Origin of the sequence: Rheinheimera sp. WS51 (assembly GCF_050936095.1) — a bacterium.
GTDB lineage: Bacteria > Pseudomonadota > Gammaproteobacteria > Enterobacterales > Alteromonadaceae > Alishewanella.
This window is the reverse complement of record NZ_JBOTRC010000001.1, coordinates 561,031-580,517: the sequence shown is the minus strand read 5'-3', so window position 1 is coordinate 580,517 and position 19,487 is coordinate 561,031. Positions and strand designations below refer to the sequence as shown.

Annotated in this window: 16 protein-coding genes; 8 read left to right on the top strand and 8 right to left on the bottom strand. The window is 41.0% G+C overall.

The features are described from left to right. Positions 1-9: 9 nt before the first annotated feature. The 4 genes from argB to ACRCA4_RS02705 all read right to left on the bottom strand — a co-directional run bounded on the left by argB (position 10) and on the right by ACRCA4_RS02705 (position 6,481). Entirely contained in the window at positions 10-807 is a 798-nt protein-coding gene (gene argB / locus ACRCA4_RS02720) for an acetylglutamate kinase (RefSeq protein ID WP_313908564.1), read from the bottom strand. After that, on the bottom strand, positions 804-1,841 hold the full coding sequence (argC, locus tag ACRCA4_RS02715) for an N-acetyl-gamma-glutamyl-phosphate reductase (RefSeq protein ID WP_433183787.1): 1,038 nt from the start codon (positions 1,839-1,841) through the stop codon (positions 804-806). The genes argB and argC overlap by 4 nt, the downstream gene beginning before the upstream one ends. A gap of 118 nt (positions 1,842-1,959) precedes the next feature. After that, entirely contained in the window at positions 1,960-4,950 is a 2,991-nt protein-coding gene (locus tag ACRCA4_RS02710) for a ligand-binding sensor domain-containing diguanylate cyclase (RefSeq protein WP_433183784.1), read from the bottom strand. 205 nt (positions 4,951-5,155) lie between these two features. After that, positions 5,156-6,481, bottom strand: a complete 1,326-nt coding sequence (locus ACRCA4_RS02705; protein ID WP_433183781.1) for a hypothetical protein — start codon at positions 6,479-6,481, stop codon at positions 5,156-5,158. A gap of 364 nt (positions 6,482-6,845) precedes the next feature. Here ACRCA4_RS02705 and metJ point away from each other — a divergent pair, with 364 nt between their 5' ends. Further along, positions 6,846-7,181 carry a met regulon transcriptional regulator MetJ gene (gene metJ, locus ACRCA4_RS02700; protein ID WP_313908560.1) on the top strand — a complete coding sequence of 112 codons (336 nt, stop codon included), beginning with the start codon at positions 6,846-6,848 and terminating at the stop codon, positions 7,179-7,181. An 87-nt stretch (positions 7,182-7,268) separates the two neighbouring features. Here the strand turns inward: metJ and ACRCA4_RS02695 are convergent, their stop codons facing one another. Next, positions 7,269-8,510 (bottom strand): malic enzyme-like NAD(P)-binding protein, encoded by a 1,242-nt coding sequence (locus ACRCA4_RS02695; RefSeq protein ID WP_433183777.1) that lies wholly within the window; start codon positions 8,508-8,510, stop codon positions 7,269-7,271. Positions 8,511-8,775: 265 nt separating this feature from the next. Next, the gene (rpmE, locus tag ACRCA4_RS02690) at positions 8,776-8,988 is read right to left on the bottom strand and encodes a 50S ribosomal protein L31 (protein ID WP_433183774.1); all 213 of its coding nucleotides are present in this window, start codon (positions 8,986-8,988) and stop codon (positions 8,776-8,778) included. 210 nt (positions 8,989-9,198) lie between these two features. On the opposite strand from rpmE, the gene priA reads away from it, so the two are divergent. From priA to ACRCA4_RS02665, 5 genes are all read left to right on the top strand, one after another. Continuing rightward, positions 9,199-11,373, top strand: a complete 2,175-nt coding sequence (gene priA, locus ACRCA4_RS02685) for a primosomal protein N' (RefSeq protein WP_433183771.1) — start codon at positions 9,199-9,201, stop codon at positions 11,371-11,373. An 84-nt stretch (positions 11,374-11,457) separates the two neighbouring features. After that, positions 11,458-12,030 carry an SPOR domain-containing protein gene (locus ACRCA4_RS02680; RefSeq protein WP_433183768.1) on the top strand — a complete coding sequence of 191 codons (573 nt, stop codon included), beginning with the start codon at positions 11,458-11,460 and terminating at the stop codon, positions 12,028-12,030. 61 nt (positions 12,031-12,091) lie between these two features. Further along, a complete protein-coding gene (gene hslV, locus ACRCA4_RS02675; RefSeq protein ID WP_433183765.1) occupies positions 12,092-12,610 on the top strand; it encodes an ATP-dependent protease subunit HslV in 519 nt (172 codons plus the stop codon). Positions 12,611-12,620: 10 nt separating this feature from the next. Beyond that, positions 12,621-13,961: an HslU--HslV peptidase ATPase subunit gene (gene hslU / locus ACRCA4_RS02670; protein WP_433183762.1), complete on the top strand. Its 1,341-nt coding sequence runs from the start codon at positions 12,621-12,623 to the stop codon at positions 13,959-13,961. A 2-nt stretch (positions 13,962-13,963) separates the two neighbouring features. After that, complete coding sequence (locus ACRCA4_RS02665) at positions 13,964-14,350, top strand: gamma-butyrobetaine hydroxylase-like domain-containing protein (protein WP_433183759.1); 387 nt, start codon at positions 13,964-13,966, stop codon at positions 14,348-14,350. Here ACRCA4_RS02665 and ACRCA4_RS02660 read toward each other — a convergent pair. Next, positions 14,337-16,340: a putative bifunctional diguanylate cyclase/phosphodiesterase gene (locus ACRCA4_RS02660; RefSeq protein ID WP_433183756.1), complete on the bottom strand. Its 2,004-nt coding sequence runs from the start codon at positions 16,338-16,340 to the stop codon at positions 14,337-14,339. The genes ACRCA4_RS02665 and ACRCA4_RS02660 overlap by 14 nt on opposite strands. Positions 16,341-16,503: 163 nt before the next feature. Between ACRCA4_RS02660 and rraA the strand changes: the two genes are divergently transcribed. Next, on the top strand, positions 16,504-16,989 hold the full coding sequence (gene rraA / locus ACRCA4_RS02655) for a ribonuclease E activity regulator RraA (RefSeq protein WP_433183753.1): 486 nt from the start codon (positions 16,504-16,506) through the stop codon (positions 16,987-16,989). 39 nt (positions 16,990-17,028) lie between these two features. Then, positions 17,029-18,087, top strand: a complete 1,059-nt coding sequence (locus tag ACRCA4_RS02650) for a formimidoylglutamase (protein ID WP_433183750.1) — start codon at positions 17,029-17,031, stop codon at positions 18,085-18,087. A gap of 133 nt (positions 18,088-18,220) precedes the next feature. On the opposite strand, the gene hutI is transcribed toward ACRCA4_RS02650, so the two are convergent. After that, positions 18,221-19,441, bottom strand: coding sequence for an imidazolonepropionase (gene hutI / locus ACRCA4_RS02645; RefSeq protein ID WP_433183747.1), 1,221 nt, complete (start codon positions 19,439-19,441; stop codon positions 18,221-18,223). Positions 19,442-19,487 lie beyond the last annotated feature (46 nt).

Sequence of the window (19,487 nt, the reverse complement as noted above, 5' to 3'; positions counted from 1 at the left end):
ATCTAAGGTTTAATTAATGATGCGGGTACCAACAGCTTGTTGATGCATCAGCTTTAAAAGATCGTCAGACTGCTGCCAACCGGCAACAGTGATGCTTCGTCGCAGTACCTTAGCCGTATCTAAGGCGGCATCTAACTTCACTTTCATACCGCCTTTAATTACACCTTGTTCAACCAGTTCAGCAGCTTGGCTGCTGGTTAATTCTGAGATTAATTGACCATTGCCATCTAAAATGCCTGGTACATCGGTCAATAAAACCAGCTGGCCTTGAATAAGCTGACAAATTGCCGCAGCAGCTAAATCAGCATTTACATTTAATAACTGGCCTTGTTCACCATGACCAATAGAGCTAAAAATAGGCGTAAAACCTTGACCAAGTAAGCAAGTTAATAGCTTGGCATCTTGTGGCTTTGCCACCCCTACTGCACCTAATTGCGGCGTTAATTCAAAGCGACAGCTATTGCCCGCCGCTAAGGTTAAGCCAACCGGCGCTAAACCTGCTAATGCAGCCCTTGCTACCATATGGGCGTTAACTGCACCCGATAAAGCGCCAGCAATCACTGGCATTTGTTCGGTTGGGGAAATACGCTGGCCATCCAATTTTTCAGTGTTAAAGCCAAATTTAGCGAGCCACTGATCAACTTGATCACCACCGCCATGCACCAAAACTAAAGAATATTGCTGTTTTAATATCGCGCAAACATTAAGTAAAGCATCAAGCGCCTTATCGTCTTGTAATAGCCTGCCGCCCATTTTTAACACTAAGGGTGTCTGTTTATTCGCCTCAGTTAGATTACTTATTGTCATAATGCAACTCCTGCAAATAACCCAGCTGTTTCTGGCTTGCCAAAACGAACATTAGCCGCTTGCATAGCCTGCGCTGCTGCACCTTTTAATAAATTATCGACAGTCGATACAACTACCAGATGATCGCCATCTTGCTGCCAATAAATATCGCAAAAAGGTGTACCGGCAATATCAGCCACATTGGGTGAGCTATCAACTAGTCTAACCAGGGGTTTATCTGCATAAGCTTGGACGAATGCTTGCTTAACTTGTTCGGCGCTAGTATTTGGCTTAAGCGTTACCACGCTGGTGGCTAAAATACCGCGTTTAAAATTGCCTAAATGTGGTGTAAAAATAACTTTTCGGCCTAAATTCTGCTCTATTTCAGGACGATGTCTGTGTTTAAAAAAGCCATAGGCATTTAAACCAACTTCACAAAAAGAGGTATTTAGCGCCGCTTTACGCCCGGCGCCCGAGACTCCACTAGTGGCATTAATAACTGGCAGACAAGAGTCTGCTAATAATCCTGCTTGCACTAACGGCATTAAGGCTAATGAACAGGCTGTTGGGTAACAACCTGGCACAGAAATAAGTCTAGGTAAGTCAGCAGTTTGCCACTCCATTAACGAGTAAACGGCCTCGGCTAATAATTCAGGATGCTGATGCTTATAACCATAATACTGAGGATACTGCTCAATGTTTTTTAAGCGAAAGGCACCAGAAAGGTCCACAACATCAATATTATTGTTTAATAAAATAGGGGTAATAGCTTCACTTGCCTCATGCGGCAAAGCTAAAAAGGCGACATCAACTTTATCGGCTAACTCAGTCGCTAATTCGTCTTGCCAAGGTTGAATACTAATATCAAGCTGGTGTTTGTAACGCGGATATAGCTCTGCAAAAGGTTGTGCAGCTCTGCCTGCAGAAGCAAAAGCTGCATATAATTCAAAATAAGGGTTGCGGGTTAAAATGACCGCTAGCTCTGCACCGCTATAGCCTGCGGCACCTAGCACTATACTGCGTACTTTTGCATTTGATGACTTAGATAATGACATAGTAATGATCTCAAACAGGAGGCTACATATAGGTATAGCACTAAACTGCGCCTAGTGTAGAATGTTAAGAATTGACAATCAAGAATTGTTATTCACTTTTTGTGAATTAATATTAAATTTAACTATTTGAAACCTCTACTCGATTACGGCCATTTTGTTTTGCCTTATATAAGGCAGTATCACACCGAGAAAGTAGTTTGTCATAAGGTTGGTTTTGTATATATTCAGCCACACCTAAACTAATAGTGACCTGTAAATTTTCTGCAATGTCCGAACAGTCAATTTGCATAATAGCTAAACGGATCCGCTCGCATAAAACAACAGCATCAGTTAATTTTGTTTGTGGTAGCAAAATAGCAAACTCTTCGCCGCCCCACCGGGCAACAGTATCTTCTTCTCGACAATATTGGTTAATTTCGGCGGCCACCAGCACTAGCACTTGGTCACCAACACTATGGCTATATTGATCATTAACTAATTTAAAGTAATCAATATCTAGCAACACCATTGATAACGGCTGACCTGTACGTTTGGCTCTAGCACATTCTTGTGCCAAAGCCTCATCAAATGCACGACGATTGGCTAAGTTTGTTAGGACATCAAGCCTTGCTTGGATTTCAAAACTTTCTGCTTGATGCTTTAATTGTATAAGTAACTCTGAGCGTTCTTTATCAACTTTTTGCAGATTATCTGCCTGTAATTGTAAAGCTAAGGTTTTTTCTTTCACCTGCTTAGTAAGTAGCCTCTCACGCTGCTGTAAACTGGCTAAGCGCATACGAACTAAAAATAAAGCCAATAGCAAAACTGAAATAGCAATAAAAACCCAAAATATAGGTCGTTGCCAAAAATGTGGTGCTATAGTGAATTTAAAACTAGCGACAGCATCACTCCAAACACCTTGAGGATAGGTCGCACTGACCTTAAATTCATATTGTCCTGGCGCTAAATTGGTATATTCTGCATTATTTTGGCTATCTCTTTGCACCCAGTCATGATCAAAACCGACTAATTTAGTGCGATATAAAATACGCTGAGGCATGACAAAGCCTAAACCGGCAAAGTGAAATTCTATTCGACTCGCTCCGGCTTCGATTGTTAAATTATCTGTTAGCTTTAAAGCATTCCCATCAGCTTTAATACCTTCTAGCACAACGGGTAGAATTGTAGTTGAAAAACGGGCTAATAATGTCGGATCCACCACACTTGTACCTTTAGATGTCGCTATCCACACTCTTCCATCATCACCTAAGGTCGCCGCTGGCATGGAGCCACCATTAGCTTGAGCACTTTGCATTCCATCACTTTCACCAAAAAGTTCATAAGCTAACTTAGTGCTAGGTTGCTGAAAGTAAGTCAAAATATTTTTTCTACTTAATCTTAAAACACCTCTATTACTGCTAAGCCAGAAGTTTTGCTTTTTATCTATCACCAACTGAAACAATTTATCAAAAGGTAGCCCGGCTTTACGGCCTATTAGCTGTTTTTTACCATTAATTAAGTCATAGGCAATTAAACCTCTATCTGTTGTTATCCATAAAGTATTTTCTTGCTTGTCATAGGTAAAGCCAAATACATACTCAGCACCATCTAGGTGTGATAAATCGACTGTTGTAATAGTGCCTGTCGAATCAATAGTAGCTAAACCTGCCCCTGTGCCAACAAAGATGCGCTGATCATCATGCTGGTATAAAGCAATAATAAAAGGCGCAGGTAAACCATTTTCGGTGCCTATATTTTTAATACCCTGCTTGGTAATTTGGTTTAATCCTTGTGCGGTACCAACCCACACACTGCCATCTTGCGCTTTTAAAATAGCTCTCACTTCATTAGCCAATAATCCGGTATTTCTAGTGTAACTATTGATAATTTTGCCATCTTTCCATTGCAATAAACCATCAGTATAAGTCCCTATCCAAACCGAGCCATCAGGATCTTCCATTAAGCTCAAAACTGACTGAGCAACGCTGTGGCTAGTGAGATCTAGCTGTTGGAATTCGTGTCCTTTAACTCTTGTAACACCTTCACTCGTACCAACCCAAATGCTGCCATCACTGTGGCGCATAACGCTACGGATGTAATCGCCAGCTAAGCCTTTTTCAGAAGTATAAGTAATAAAAGGAGCATCTCGTAAACGAAATAAGCCGCCATTAGTGCCAATCCACACGCTCTGCTCACGATCTTGATAGATAGAAAGGATCCGATTATTCGGTAAGCCCTGAGCAATACTTAAATGCTCTAATTTTGCACCAGTCAACTTAAATAATCCGGTATCGGTTGTGCCAATCCAAACCGTGTTACCAGCAACCCATAAGGCTGATATAGCATGCTGGCTTAATTTAGGCTCTAAACTCACCAGCTGCCCTTGGTCAAGGGTATATAACCCCTGCTCTGTACCGACTAATATGTGTTGGTGTTGCTGCTTGATTACAAATACTGGCACCTTAGGTAAAGCCGGTAAAGTATTTATAATGACCTGTTCAGATCCTAGATCAATTAATGCTAATCCTAGGCCAGTGCCTACCCAAAGTTGCTGGTTTGCATCTAGCAATAAACTATGCACTACATTACTCGGTAAGCCATGTTCCGTGGTAAATTGCTGCCGTTCGCCATTAGGCAGTTGACGAAAAAGGCCTTTACCCTCACTAGCAAACCATAGAGTTCCCGACTTTTCTTCAGCTGCAGCGTTAATTAGCACACCAAAAGGCGGCCAACTTTGCCATTCGTTATCTTTAACTCTAGCGACTCCGCCTCGTGCGCTAGTCACTAACATGCCTTCGGTTAAACCCTTATTTAAAGAACGCACTCCAGAATCAGGTAAGCCTGTTGTCATACCCCGACCGAACAGTTGAAACTTTCTACCATTAAAACGGGCTAGACCTTCCCAAGTTGCTACCCAAAGATAGCCATCTGTGCTTTGGTTTATGCTATTGATTGTATTGTGTGGTAAGCCGTCGCGAGTAGTCCAAGTTTCTTGGAAATAATCTTCAAGTAAAGTATTAGATGGTTGTAGCGCCGCACTAAAGCTGCTTATAGCCAGTAAAGATAAAGCAATAAAAAATTTGCATAAAGTTGCAGATAAATAGTTGAATTTAAAGCTTAGCAGGTTCACATTTCATCCTTGAATCAATAACAGCCAGCTGATGCTATTACTCAGATTAACGTAAAACCATTCCTGCGCCAAGTTATGTTATGTTGAAACAGCTATATCAATAGAGTAATAGTCTTGAATGCTAACTTAGCGTCAACTTATGAAAATAAACAACTTAAACCATTGAAACTAATAGTTAACATAAAACACTTTTTACAGTTACATTTTATAAAAGCGTAGTGTGTAAAATTGCCTTGTTTAAAATAGTATCATGTAACTTATTGAGTTCTTCATTCGCTAAGGGCCCAGCTAACAGCCAAATAATTCTTTCGTCATTTTCAGTACGGTGCTGAACCCTATTGGGCTCTAGTATTCTATCTGCATCGCATTGGCCACTAGTATGTTCTGCTTTTAGCCAAGCAATAGCAAAATAAAGTTGTGGATCTAAAGTCGCTTTTAGCATTTTCTTTGTTAAATATTCCAGTAACAGCGTTATTGCCGCTAAAGGCACTAACCATCGTTGTTGCTCCTTAGTTTGATCAAATAGACTTAATGGCACCTGTATCTGCTGCGCCACCGTATCGATGCACAAAGGATCATTTATAGGCACACTGACTAGTTGGGCCTGGGGTATGGTGGTCAGAAAATCTTGGCTTTTAGCATTCAACACAACCGCACTACCACGTTTTTGGCTATTAAAACTACTTTTCACTAGTAAACTAGCCTTACCTTGCTGTAGTGGGTATAAGGTTCGGGGATGTAATACTGGGTTACCTAATTGCGCTAATAAACAAGCCTGTTGCCAATTAACCGCAACGTAAGGCTGGGCATGAGTAAAATATCTTGGATCTGCACTATATATAGCGGGTACATCGGTCCAAATGCTAATGCTGTTAGCTTTAATTAAACTACCGACTAAAGTAGCACTATAGTCACTACCATTACGACCAAGGGTGATAGTGTTATTAGCCATGTCTTTGGCAATATACCCTGTGACGATATGAATAGTATCAGGTTGGATATGTGCTATTAATTTTTGTTGGCTGTAGACAAATTCGAATTGATAATTATTGAAATATAAAAAGTCTCTCGCATCTAACTTAACTGCAGCAACACCTTTTGACAGTAATAATTCACTTAACACTAACGCAGATATATTTTCACCTATCGCCAGCACATCGTTAGGCTTCCCTAGCCTTAATAACAAAGGAATATCTTGCAACCAAGCTTTAATTTTTAGATTACAATTGGCGGCAATTTTAGCGGGTAAACAGCCAATAATTAGTCGAGTTAATTTTTGCTGTAATGCAAGTATAGCGATGAGTCGGTCAGCGTCGTTTGGTTGTTCAATAATAGCGAGCAAGTCATCTGTACAATCTCCAGGGGCCGATACCACTACCCATATAGGTTGGTTGCTGTCTTGCTGTAAAATGAGTTCTAAAACGGCATGAAAGCGAGATGCGTTTGCTAAACTGCTACCGCCAAACTTATGCACCTGTGCAACAACATTTCGATTTTCGCTATTTTCTTCCCGCTTAATTGTATTCAACATGTTTCATTACCATTATGCATTTTACGCTTTAATTTATATCAACTTAGTGATGCTCACTTTAACCCGAGCTTGCTAACTTTAATCTATTAGTGCTTCTCAATTAATATCGGCTTAATACAGAGCCAATTTTGAATCAATAGCACTATTATAGAGTTCTGGTTATATTGTTTATTTGGGCAAATTATAAACCAGCACAAATAGACGGCTAGACGGCTTATTTTACGCAGCTAAATTTATAGTTCAAGCTATTTTACTAGCTAAAAATATTATTTATGCTGCATTATTTGACTCGCTGACATAACACGATAGAATTTCGCCACTTGCTAAGGCAATAAACTGATAATAACTAACACAAGGTACCATTATGGCTAAGTGGAATGGTGAATATATCCACCCTTACGCGGAACACGGAAAGAAATCTGAACTTGTTAAAAAGATAACCGTATCAATTCCGCTTAATGTATTAAAAGTATTAACTGATGAGCGCACTCGTCGCCAAGTCAATAATTTACGACATGCCACTAATAGTGAATTATTATGCGAAGCTTTTTTACACGCGTTCACAGGGCAGCCACTGCCAGCTGATGATGATTTACGAAAAGATAACCCGCATCAAATACCACAAGAAGTTCGTGAAATACTCACCAGTCAGGGTAAAGATATTCCAATTATTATTGACGCAGATCCAGACGAAGAATAAACAGTACTTTTTAAGTACAATTAATCTATTTAAGCAGTAAAACAATGATATTAGCCTGCTGGCAACAGCAGGCTAATGTCAATTTAGTTAATCCATATAGCCTTCAGGTAAAGGCAGGCGTGCCACACCAGAGTCAATGGCCGCTTGTGCAACCGCTTTAGCTACTCGAGATAATAAACGAGGATCCATTGGTTTTGGAATAATATAGGTTTTACCATATTCCAACTTATCCACGTTTGATGCTTTTAAAATCGCACCTGGCACAGGCTCTTTCGCAATTTGTCTAATTGCTTCAACAGCCGCAATTTTCATTTCAGCATTAATTACACTAGCACGCACATCTAAGGCACCGCGGAAAATAAATGGGAAACATAAAACATTATTAACTTGATTAGGATAATCAGAGCGCCCAGTTGCCATAATAATATCGTCACGAGTAGCATGAGCTAACTCCGGCTCAATTTCAGGATCAGGGTTAGAGCAAGCAAAAATAACCGGATTATCAGCCATTAGCTTTAATGCTTCAGCTGAAAGTACATTAGGGCCTGAAACCCCAACAAACACATCCGCTCCTGTTATTGCATCTTCTAAAGTGCGCTTATCGGTATTATTAGCAAATAAGGTTTTATATTGATTTAAATCTTCACGCCGAGTATGGATAACACCTTTGGTGTCTAGCATATAAATATATTCACGCTTAGCGCCGCATTTAATCAATAATTCCATACAAGCAATAGCCGCAGCACCCGCTCCCATACAAACAATAGTCGCGTTGGTGATATCTTTACCTTGAATTTCTAGCGCATTTAATAAGCCTGCTGCGGTAACAATAGCGGTTCCGTGTTGATCATCATGAAACACAGGGATCTTGCAGCGTTTAATCAGCTCTTTTTCTATTTCGAAACATTCAGGGGCTTTTATATCTTCTAAATTAATTCCGCCAAAAGTATCAGCAATATTAGCAACGGTATTAATAAACTCTTCCGTGGTGCGGTGAGTAACTTCAATATCAATTGAATCTATATTGGCAAAACGTTTAAATAATAATGACTTACCTTCCATTACTGGCTTAGAAGCCATAGGCCCTAAATTACCTAAACCTAAAATGGCAGTACCGTTAGTGATAACTGCCACTAAATTTCCTTTAGCTGTGTATTTATAAACGTTATCTATATCTGCTGCTATCTCTCGCACCGGAGCGGCGACCCCAGGGCTGTAAGCAAGCGCTAAGTCTGTCACTGTTTCAGCTGGCGTAGTAATTTCGATGCCTATTTTTCCTGGGGTCGGTTCGGCATGGTAGCGTAATGCTTGTTCTCTGAAGTCTGACATCTATTTATCCTGCTAGTTGAAGTGAGATAAGATATAAAGGTTTTTATTATTGTTTTATCTAAGATAGCTATAGTGTAATGAGGGCTTACTCAGATTAGAACCAGATTCGTTCTGATCGTACCAGCCTATAAGCATAGCTGATGCAATTTAACTTATGTTGGAGCAAACTACTTTTTTATATCCTTGATTTTAAGTGTTAGCTTTAGGCAAATATTAGACATAAAAAAAGCACCCTAAGGTGCTTTTTTTAACTGCAAGGTACCGATTAACGGTTGCCCAATACAGAGAAACGCTTTTTGAAGCGATCAACACGGCCGCCAACATCTAACACTTTTTGCTTACCAGTGTAAAACGGGTGACATGCAGAACATACGTCTAAGTGAATGTCTTTGCATAATGCTGATTTAGTTTTGAAGCTATTACCGCAAGTACAAGTTGCCGTAATTTCTTTATATTCTGGATGAATACCTGTTTTCATTGGGATTACCTCGTTAGGCCGCATCGCTATCCGGTCAAACTCTGTTGCCGAACACCATACGTAATTTCAGTTAAATTAGGGCGCGTAGCTTAATCTATCACCATCAAAGTTGCAATAACTTAGAACAATAAAATGCTTTTTTTTGTTTTACTTGGCATTTAATTGCACTGTCCTTACACTTGTCAGCTCTGTATTGATTTGAGATATGTTGTGATTGTAATTCGGGTTGCCCTACCAGTACCAATAAGACAGCATTTTGACTACCTTGTCAGTGAGCTGACCGCGCCCGCTGTTGGTTGTCGGGTATTAGTGCCTTTTGGTTCACGCAAACTTATTGGCATTGTTTGGCAAGTATCGCCAGATAGCAGCTTTGCATTAGATAAGCTGAAAACGGTTATTGAAATCATCGATCCGCAACCGGTATTACCCCCTATATTATGCAGTTTACTCAGCTTTGCTGCAGATTATTATCATTACCCGCTAGGCGAAGTGCTTATTAGCGCTTTACCCGCTTTATTACGTGAAGGTAGAAACTTAGCTGATTACCAACCTTTAGCTTATCGATTAACCGAAAAAGGAAAAGCATTAGATAGCAACCAGTTACGCCGCGCCAAACAACAATTGGCATTATGGCAAGCACTTGAGCAGTCAGACCTAACCGAGTCTATGCTATTACAACAATTTAGCCGCGCTATTTTAAACCAACTGATTAAAAAAGAGTTGGTTGAGTCTTACCCTGTTGCGCCAAGTCCTTTTGTTGCGCCAACTCGCCTAGCAGCAGGATTACAACTCACCCCGAATCAAGCCTTGGCGGTTACGGCAATTAATCAAGCTAAAGGCCGCTTTGAACGTTTTTTAATTGAAGGAGTCACCGGCTCAGGTAAAACCGAAGTGTACCTACAATGTATTGCTCAATACGTAATAACCCAGCAGCAAGTCTTAGTTATAGTGCCAGAAATAGGCTTAACACCACAAACCTTAGCGCGCTTTCAAGCCAGATTTGAACTGCCTATTTTATGCTGGCACTCTGCTTTAACTGACAGTGAACGCTTACATTGCTGGCAGCAGGCCGCAACAGGCGCCGCGGCCGTTATTATTGGCACTCGTTCGGCGTTATTTTTGCCTTTTAAGCAATTAGGCTTAATAATCATTGATGAAGAGCATGACCAATCATTAAAGCAACAAGATGGTTTTAGCTATCACGCCAGAGACTTAGCTATAAAACGTGCCGCAATAGAGCACTGTCCTATAGTATTAGGCTCGGCGACACCTAGCTTAGAAAGCTTATATAATGCTGACAATAAGCGCTTTATTCATTTAGCACTGCCTGATCGAGCAACAGGCTATAAAGTGCCTGACTTTACCTTGGTTGATTTAAAGCAGCAGGTTTTACAGTTTGGGTTAGCCGATATTAGCCTGGCCCATATTCGCAAACAATTAAGCTTAGGCCAGCAAGTCATGCTATTTCTTAACCGCCGTGGTTTTGCGCCAGCATTAAGTTGTCAAGAATGTGGTTGGTTAACGGAATGTCACCGCTGCAGTGCTTTTACTACCTATCATAAACAAAGCCGACAACTTATTTGTCACCATTGTGGTGCCAGTAAAGCGATCCCGCGTCAATGTGGTGACTGTGGCAGCACTCAATTAGTCCCTTTAGGCCAAGGTACAGAACAATTAGAGCAAAACCTACAAACCCTGTTTCCTGATACTGCAATTACCCGACTCGACCGCGATAGTACTCGGCGTAAAGGCGCACTAAATAGCGCTCTAGATGATATTAATAGCCCAGGCGCTAGGCTGATTGTTGGAACTCAAATGTTAGCCAAGGGCCATCACTTCCCCAATGTGAGTTTAGTTGTTATTGTTGATGTTGATGGCGCCTTATATAGCAGTGATTTTCGAGCTCCAGAACAACTTGCTCAACTGCTTACGCAAGTAGCTGGGCGTGCGGGAAGAGGCGGTAGCCAAGGCCGAGTGCTATTACAAACCCATTATCCAGAGCATAATTTGCTACAAGATATTATCCATAATGGCTATGCTGCTTTTGCTCGTTCTGCTTTATTAGAGCGAAAACATACTCAATTACCGCCTTATCAATATTTAGCTTTATTTAGAGCTGAGGCGCATAACTCAGAGCATTGCCAGCAATGGTTAAACCAAGTTGCTGGCTTAATAAACAAAACACCTCAATTACAGTTATTAGGCCCTATTCCTTCACCTTTAGAGCGCCGGGCTGGTAAGTATCGTTGGCAATTACAACTGTATAGCGCTAATCGCAGTATTATTCACACTGCGCTAACTTCACTATTGAATGAATTTATGGCTTGGCCCTTAACCCGAAAAGTTAAATGGCAACTAGATGTTGATCCTATTGATCTTAGCTGAGTAAACTAGCCTTCAACATGCTGTCTTTTTATAATTAACCAAGTAGAATAGCCCGTTCCAGATAAAGAGGTACTGTAATACTCCATGGCACATAAAGACTATGTAAAAACCAACCGCGCTAAACCAAAAACAGCAAAGCGTCAGCCGGGAAAACGTCGCCCTAGCAAAGCTAAACCTGCTGCATCGTCGATACCTTGGTTAGCCATTATTTTGGCAATCTGCATTGTCAGTGGTTTTGCTTATTTTTTATGGTATTTAAATCAGCAACCTGCATTAGAAGTTACAGCTGAGCCTAAAATGCCTGTAGCTGTAGCGGCTAAACCCGATCCCTTACCTGAGAAGCCTACCTCTGAGCCTTATCAATATATTAAAGAATTAGAAAACAAAGAGGTAAAAGTTGAGGTTACCGAACAAGCTGCAGCTGGACCTTACCAAATGCAGTGTGGCTCATTCCGTAATCAAAGTCAGGCAGAAGAAATGAAAGCCAAAATTGCTTTTTCTGGTTTTACCGCTGAAGTTCGCCGCTCTGAAGGAACAAATGGTATTTGGTATCGCGTTATATTAGGCCCTTACGAATCAAAGCGTCAAGCCACTGCCGATCGAAATAGATTACGCCAACAAAATATTAATACTTGTCAGATTTGGAACTGGTCTTGAAATTAAGCCCTTGCAACCTCACTTAAACTCTACGCTAATTACGCCATAGGGTTTAAAAAATATGACCACGATAGTTTCTGTTCGCCGCGATGGCCATGTTGCCATCGGCGGTGATGGCCAAGTTTCACTTGGTAACACTGTAATGAAAGGTAACGCTCGCAAAGTACGTCGTCTTTATAATGACAAAGTGATTGCTGGCTTCGCAGGCGGTACAGCAGATGCTTTTACATTATTTGAACGTTTTGAAGCCAAGCTAGAAGTGCATCAAGGTCACTTAATGCGAGCTGCTGTTGAACTAGCTAAAGACTGGCGTACTGATCGTATGTTACGCAAACTAGAAGCTCTCCTTGCCGTGGCCGATGCCCACAGTTCACTAATCATTACCGGTAATGGTGATGTTATCCAGCCAGAGCACGACTTAATTGCCATTGGCAGCGGTGGTCCTTTTGCTCAATCTGCTGCCACAGCTTTATTGCAAAACACTGAATTAAGTGCCAGAGAAATTGTAGAAAAAAGCCTGACTATTGCTGGTGATATTTGTGTTTACACCAACCAGCACCAGACTATTGAAGAATTATAAGTAGGTATTTATGTCTGATATGACTCCAAGAGAAATTGTTCATGAATTAGATCGGCACATCATTGGCCAAAATAAAGCCAAACGTGCTGTCGCTATAGCCTTGCGTAACCGCTGGCGTCGTATGCAATTAGACCCTGCATTACGCCAAGAGATCACGCCTAAAAATATTTTAATGATAGGTCCAACTGGTGTCGGTAAAACAGAAATAGCTCGGCGTCTAGCTAAACTAGCTAATGCACCTTTTATTAAGGTTGAAGCAACAAAATTCACTGAAGTGGGTTACGTAGGTAAAGAAGTTGAAAGCATTATTCGTGATCTGACCGACAGTGCTGTTAAAATGTTACGTGAGCAAGCCATAGCTAAAAATCGCTTTCGTGCAGAAGAAGCCGCTGAAGAGAGAATATTAGATATTTTATTACCTCCAGCAAAGTCTGAGTGGCCAGAAGCAGATAATAAAAGCAGCGATAAAACCGATAGTCACACTCGGCAAATTTTCCGTAAGAAGTTACGGGAAGGTCAACTAGACGACAAAGAAATTGAGCTAGAGTTGACCCAAGCAAATATTGGTGTAGAGATCATGGCACCTCCAGGAATGGAAGAGATGACCTCACAGCTGCAAAGCATGTTTCAAAATTTAGGCAACGATAAGAAGAAAAAAACTAAGCTTAAAATCAAAGATGCTTTAAAGCAGCTGATTGATGAAGAAGCCGCTCGCCTAGTGAATCCAGAAGAATTAAAAGCCGAAGCCTTAGAAGCTGTTGAGCAAAATGGCATCGTATTTTTAGATGAAATAGATAAAATCTGTAAGCGTGGTGAAAGCAATGGGCCAGATGTTTCACGTGAAGGTGTCCAACGTGACTTACTGCCTTTAATTGAAGGCTGTACAGTTAACACTAAACACGGCATGGTAAAAACAGATCACATTTTATTTATTGCCTCAGGGGCTTTTCAAATGAGTAAGCCATCTGACTTAGTACCAGAGCTACAAGGGCGTCTGCCTATTCGTGTTGAATTAGAAGCCCTTACTGCGCACGATTTTGAGCGCATCTTAACTGAGCCCAAAGCATCACTAACCGAGCAAAGTAGCGCTATGTTAGCCACAGAAGGCGTCACCATTAGCTTCACAGGAGATGGTATTAAAAGTTTAGCCGCAGCGGCATGGCAAGTGAATGAAACCACAGAAAATATTGGTGCAAGACGCTTATATACCGTAATGGAGCGCTTACTTGACGAAATTTCTTATGATGCTGCTGATCACGCTGGCGAGAAAATCGAAGTGGATGCCGCTTATGTTGAAAAACACTTAGGCGCTTTAGTTAAAGATGACGATTTAAGTAGGTATATTCTGTAATTATGGATCAATCAGAGATAGAAGTTACCAAGCTACATTATCATAAGCAAAGCCGTGTGCTGGATATTCACTTCTCTGATCAAAGCCATGCTAGCCTGACGGCTGAATTTTTGCGGGTATTTTCACCCTCTGCAGAAGTTCGCCGTCATGGCGCCCCTATCTTAGTCGCCAACAAAAAACAGGTCAGCATTAAGCAGCTTAGTGTTGTCGGGCAATATGCAGTTAAACTAGTGTTTGATGACGGCCATGACACAGGTATTTATAGCTGGCATTACCTGCACCAACTCGCTACAAATCAAGAAACTCTGTGGCAAGACTATTTACAGCGATTACAAGCGGCAAATGCTAATCGAGAAGCTGCAATTGCCATTAAGTTTAACCCGTATTAGAACACTTAGCGTAAAACGCTAAAGCATCTTGTTCAGATAAAGGTTTAGCATAGAAGTAGCCTTGGATTGAATCACAGTCTAAACTGCGCAATAATTCTAATTGGTTCTTGGTTTCAACCCCCTCGGCTAAAATCCGCTTACCTAAACCATGGGCTAATTTAATCATGGTTTTAACAATCATCATATCTGAATCATTATCAGCCATTTCAGCAATAAAACTACGGTCAATTTTAATTTTATCAATAGGCATTTGCCGTAGATATGACAAGGATGAATAGCCGGTTCCAAAATCATCTATCGATAACCTGATCCCCATTTGCTGTAATTCCATTACATGATTAGAGCCCACTTCCATATCTTGCATAGCTGTATTTTCGGTTATCTCAAGCTCTAGCATCTGTGGTGGCACTTGATACTGTAATAAAAATTGCTGAATTTTAGCTTTTAAACCTTCTTGCTGAAAATGCAACGGCGACATATTAACGGCTAATGGAATAAAAATACTCTGTTGCTGCCAGCGCTGTATGGTCTTAATTGCTTGCTGTAAAATCCAAACATCCAGCTTACGACTTAGGCCTAATTGTTCAACATAAGGTAAAAACTGTCCTGGCATCAGTAAGCCTTTACTTGGGTGCTGCCAACGTACTAAAACTTCAAACCCATCCAGTTTATTTTGTTTTAAACATAACTGAGGCTGGAAATATAAAACAAATTGCGACTGCTCCATAGCATAGAAAATGTCATTTTCCCAGCAAATTAAACGCGTTGTTTCATCCTCCATCCCAGGTTGATAGGCTAACCACGAGTTTTGGATCCGTTTTGCTTGGTGAAAGGCAATATTGGCTTTTTGTAATAAAGCATCAGCTGTGCTGGCATGTTCAGGATAACTAGAGAAACCGACGCTACAACTCAATTGTAAAATACCGGTATCTAAAACAAAGTTTTTTTCAACTAGTTGAGTAATATGATCTAAGGTAAACTGTAACTGTTTATCATTATTTATATCTTTAATCACTAAAGCAAAAATATCGCCACCGGTTCTGGCGATCAATACAGGCTTAATAATACTAGAGCTAAAACGCTCAACTAATAAGCGCAGTATTTTATCACCTTGCTTAATACCGACTGATTCATTTACCGTTTTAAACTTATCTAAACCCAGCATAAGTAGATGGACTGGCTTACCTTCCTGTAACTGTATTTGACTATCTAACTGCAACAGAAGCGCGTCTCGATTTAAAGCGCCAGTTAGTTGATCATGTTTATCTAAATACAAGGTTTTCTTTGTCAGCTGCATATTATTATTGCGTTCGTGCTCTTGCAGCCAAATTAATAGCGCCAGCCCCATACTACAAATTAAAAGTAACTCGAAACATTTAAATGCAAAAAAATATTCAGCAAAAATACCTAGCTCTGGGCTAAACATCATCCAAACTGAAAAAGAGATATACAATCCACCCCAGATTAGCATTGTTACTACACTTAAGCGTTGACCCAGTGATTTTTCAAGTTGATGCCAAAGGCTTAATGCTGCCACTAATAACAATACGCCCATCAAAAATAAACGTAAGTCTGACTGAAAATAACGACGCCAATTAGCTAGGTCATCAAAAATCACAAAAGGAACTACAGTTAAAATACCAACTAACAAACTGCCTATGACTAAACGATTAGTCGTTAATTGCCTACTTATGCTAATTAAAGAGGACCGAGTTTGTGTCATACCCCGGAGTAAAAACACAGCAAAACCATAGCTTGCGGCAACCACAATAATATTAAAGCCAGTATCAAGTATCAAGTTAGCCATGCCATCGCGGCGAATCAGAATACCCAGTTGGTATACAGAGAAGGCAATAAAAGCGAAGAACCAAGATTGAATATAGCTTTGGCGATAGATCCGGCTAAAATGCCATAGCAAATAACTGAGTAACAATGCTACCCCAAGCTGGGTGGAATAAATGGCGAGTCTAGCAAAAAGTTCAGCTGTCACTACAATTACCTAAAAGAAGATTATCAACACAATAGCAAACTACTAATTAGCCTTACAACTGATACTGCTAGCTTTATTCTAATTGTTTGTTTTGAATAAAAGTTTGAGCCTAGTCTAACGCAGCGTATACTAATGCTCAACAACTTAAAAAACGGAGCCTGCCATGGAATACAATACTTCTGAATTATGTGATCTCTATGCCGATGTTATCGATGTAGTAGAACCTATTTTTGCCAGTTATGGCGGTCGCCGTTCATTTGGTGGCCAAATAACAACTATTAAATGCTTTGAAGATAACGGCCTAGTTCGTCAAGTTTTATCAAGCCCTGGTTTAGGTAAAGTATTATTAATAGATGCCGGTGGCTCTGCTAGACGCGCCATTATTGATGCGGAGTTAGCGGCCTTAGCCGCTAGCAATGATTGGGAAGGCATTGTCTGCTACGGTAGTGTGCGCGAGTTAGACTTACTGGAAGATTTTGACATTGGTATTCAAGCTGTTAATGCCATTCCTGTTGGCGCGGATGATCTAGGCTTTGGTGAAGTAGATGCGCCAGTTAACTTTGCTGGTGTGACTTTTTTACCCGGTGATCACCTCTATGCCGATACCACTGGCATTATTATGTCACCAGATGCCCTAGATATAGAATGATAATTTTTTTAAAATGCATTTAGCTAAAGAGTGTTAGTTATGCTGAAACTTTTTGCACCAGAACAACTTAGTGCACTATGCCAAACTAGAGCCGGAGAGCAACGCTTAGGTCAGCAGGTTTTACTACCCAATAGCAGCAGCCCTTTAGCCGAGCAGTTACAAGATAGCAAACAACAAGGCTGTCGTTATGTATTAGTTGGCATTAGTGAAGATATAGGCCCCAGAGCTAACTTAGGTTCAGCAGGCGCTAGTGCTGGCTGGACCGCTTTCTTAAGTAAGTTTCTTAATCTACAAAGCAACGACTTTATTAACGCTAAGCAAATTTTGCTGCTTGGCGATATTGACTGTAGCGATTTACAAGCCCAAGCGAGTGAGCTTAAGCCTAATGTTCCAGCGCAACTTGAGCAGTTACGTCAATTAGTCGAGATTATCGACCAAAGAGTCGAGCAAGTCGTGGCAGAAATTTTTGCCGCTGAACTTTACCCTATCGTTATTGGCGGCGGCCATAATAATAGTTATCCAATAATCAGTGCGCTGGCCACTGTCAGTCAGCGGGCGGTTAATTGCGCAAATCTTGATCCGCATTCTGATTTTCGCGCTTTAGAAGGCCGACACAGTGGCAATGGTTTTAGTTATGCTTGGCAGCAACAAAAATTACAACACTATTTTGTTTTAGGCTTACATGAATTAAAAAATTCAGCAGCCAATTTAGCCTTAATGGCCCAAGCGGGTGCTGAGTTTATTAGTTATCAACAAATTTTTGTTCGCCAACAATATAGCTATAATCAAGCGCTGAGCCACTGCATTGATTCTATTGTTCAGGGCAATAATGCTATTGGTATTGAAGTAGACACTGACAGCATAAGCTCAATGCCCGTTAGCGCCTTTACTAATTGTGGTATTAGCGTTGCTGCTGCCGAGCAGTTTGTGTTTCAACTGGCTAAATTGCCGCGCAGTCAATATTTGCATTTAGCCGAAGCGGCACCGAGCCAACATCCGGCAGGCTTAGCTGCGGGCATGAATGAAGCAGGCCAAGTATTAGCGGCTTTAACCTTTGCATTTATTCAAGGCAAACAACAGCAACCGCCTATAGTCTAACTTGGCTTAGTCTCACTTGGCTTAGCTTTGCATAGTTTAACCTAGCATAGTTTAACCTAGCTTAGCCGCTTGATGTTTAATCTACCCTGCCTAGCTAGTAGATAAATTCTAGCTAGGCGAATATTTGGCTAAATTAATTATTTACTTCTTTACCTGCTATAAATAGCTGGCTTAAATTACTCACCCCATATTGATAGCACAGCTCTGCTGGCTGGGTAATAGCATAACAAGCAAAGTCTGCTCGCATGCCGGTAGCTAATATACCGCGATCTTTATAGCCTAAAGCGGTTGCCGCATGACGGGTGACCCCTAACAAGGCTTCTTCTGGCGTTAAGCGGAATAAGGTACAGCCCATATTTAACATTAACGGTAGTGAGCATAAAGGCGAGGTACCCGGATTTAAATCTGTCGCTAAAGCCATAGCGACACCGTTCTGACGTAATAACTCAATCGGCGGCTGCTGAGTTTCTCGTAAAAAGTAATAAGCACCTGGCAATAACACCGCAACCGTGCCGGCTTTAGCCATAGCTTGCACGCCTGCTTGATCTAAAAACTCAATATGATCTGCCGATAAGCCAGCAAACTCAGCTACTAAGGCACTGCCGCCTAAATTCGATAATTGCTCGGCATGGGCTTTTACCGGTAAGCCTAAAGCTGTTGCGGCGGCAAAAACTTTACGAGTCTGCTCTATGCTAAAACCAATGTTTTCACAAAATACATCCACCGCATCAACTAAATTTTGCTGCTGCAAAATCGGCAGCATGGCACAAACAGCATCAATATAACCATCTGCGTCATTGGCATACTCAGTAGGTAAAGCATGAGCGCCAAGAAAAGTTTTACTAATGCTAATAGGGTGCTGTTGATCTAATAAGGCGGCGACTTTAAGTATTTTTTCTTCGTTGGCTAAATCTAGGCCATAACCAGACTTTATTTCTACTGTAGTGACCCCTTGGCTTAATAAGGTATTTAAACGTTGCTGTGCCAACTTAAACAATTGCTGCTCTGAAGCTTGTCGCGTAGCGGCAACAGTTGACTTAATTCCCCCACCCGCTGCGGCTATATCTTGATAATTAGCTCCATTTAAGCGCATTTCAAACTCGTTAGCCCGACTACCGGCATAAACTAAATGGGTATGACAATCAATAAAACCGGGTAAAATCCACTGCCCTGCGATGTCATAAACAGCTGTGGTCTTACGATCAAACTCGGGCAAGTTCGTTTGCGGCCCAACATAAGCAATAACGCCATCTTTAATGGCTAAAGCCGCATTATTAATAGTGCCATAAGCATTTTCTGTCTCTTGCATAGTGGCAATATTGGCATTTAGCCATACAGCATCAAACTGTTGCATATTCACTCCTGTTACATTGAAACGGCTGCCAATAACTTGAAAGCTC

Bases quoted from the DNA above. Each gene is read 5' to 3' on its own strand.
- rpmE (WP_433183774.1), bottom strand. From the start codon at position 8,988: ATGAAAACAGGTATTCATCCAGAATATAAAGAAATTACGGCAACTTGT.
- metJ (WP_313908560.1), top strand. From the start codon at position 6,846: ATGGCTAAGTGGAATGGTGAATATATCCACCCTTACGCGGAACACGGA.
- ACRCA4_RS02680 (WP_433183768.1), top strand. From the start codon at position 11,458: ATGGCACATAAAGACTATGTAAAAACCAACCGCGCTAAACCAAAAACA.
- argB (WP_313908564.1), bottom strand. From the start codon at position 807: ATGACAATAAGTAATCTAACTGAGGCGAATAAACAGACACCCTTAGTG.
- hutI (WP_433183747.1), bottom strand. From the start codon at position 19,441: ATGCAACAGTTTGATGCTGTATGGCTAAATGCCAATATTGCCACTATG.
- ACRCA4_RS02705 (WP_433183781.1), bottom strand. From the start codon at position 6,481: ATGTTGAATACAATTAAGCGGGAAGAAAATAGCGAAAATCGAAATGTT.
- ACRCA4_RS02665 (WP_433183759.1), top strand. From the start codon at position 13,964: ATGGATCAATCAGAGATAGAAGTTACCAAGCTACATTATCATAAGCAA.
- rraA (WP_433183753.1), top strand. From the start codon at position 16,504: ATGGAATACAATACTTCTGAATTATGTGATCTCTATGCCGATGTTATC.
- ACRCA4_RS02695 (WP_433183777.1), bottom strand. From the start codon at position 8,510: ATGTCAGACTTCAGAGAACAAGCATTACGCTACCATGCCGAACCGACC.
- argC (WP_433183787.1), bottom strand. From the start codon at position 1,841: ATGTCATTATCTAAGTCATCAAATGCAAAAGTACGCAGTATAGTGCTA.
- hslU (WP_433183762.1), top strand. From the start codon at position 12,621: ATGTCTGATATGACTCCAAGAGAAATTGTTCATGAATTAGATCGGCAC.
- hslV (WP_433183765.1), top strand. From the start codon at position 12,092: ATGACCACGATAGTTTCTGTTCGCCGCGATGGCCATGTTGCCATCGGC.
- ACRCA4_RS02650 (WP_433183750.1), top strand. From the start codon at position 17,029: ATGCTGAAACTTTTTGCACCAGAACAACTTAGTGCACTATGCCAAACT.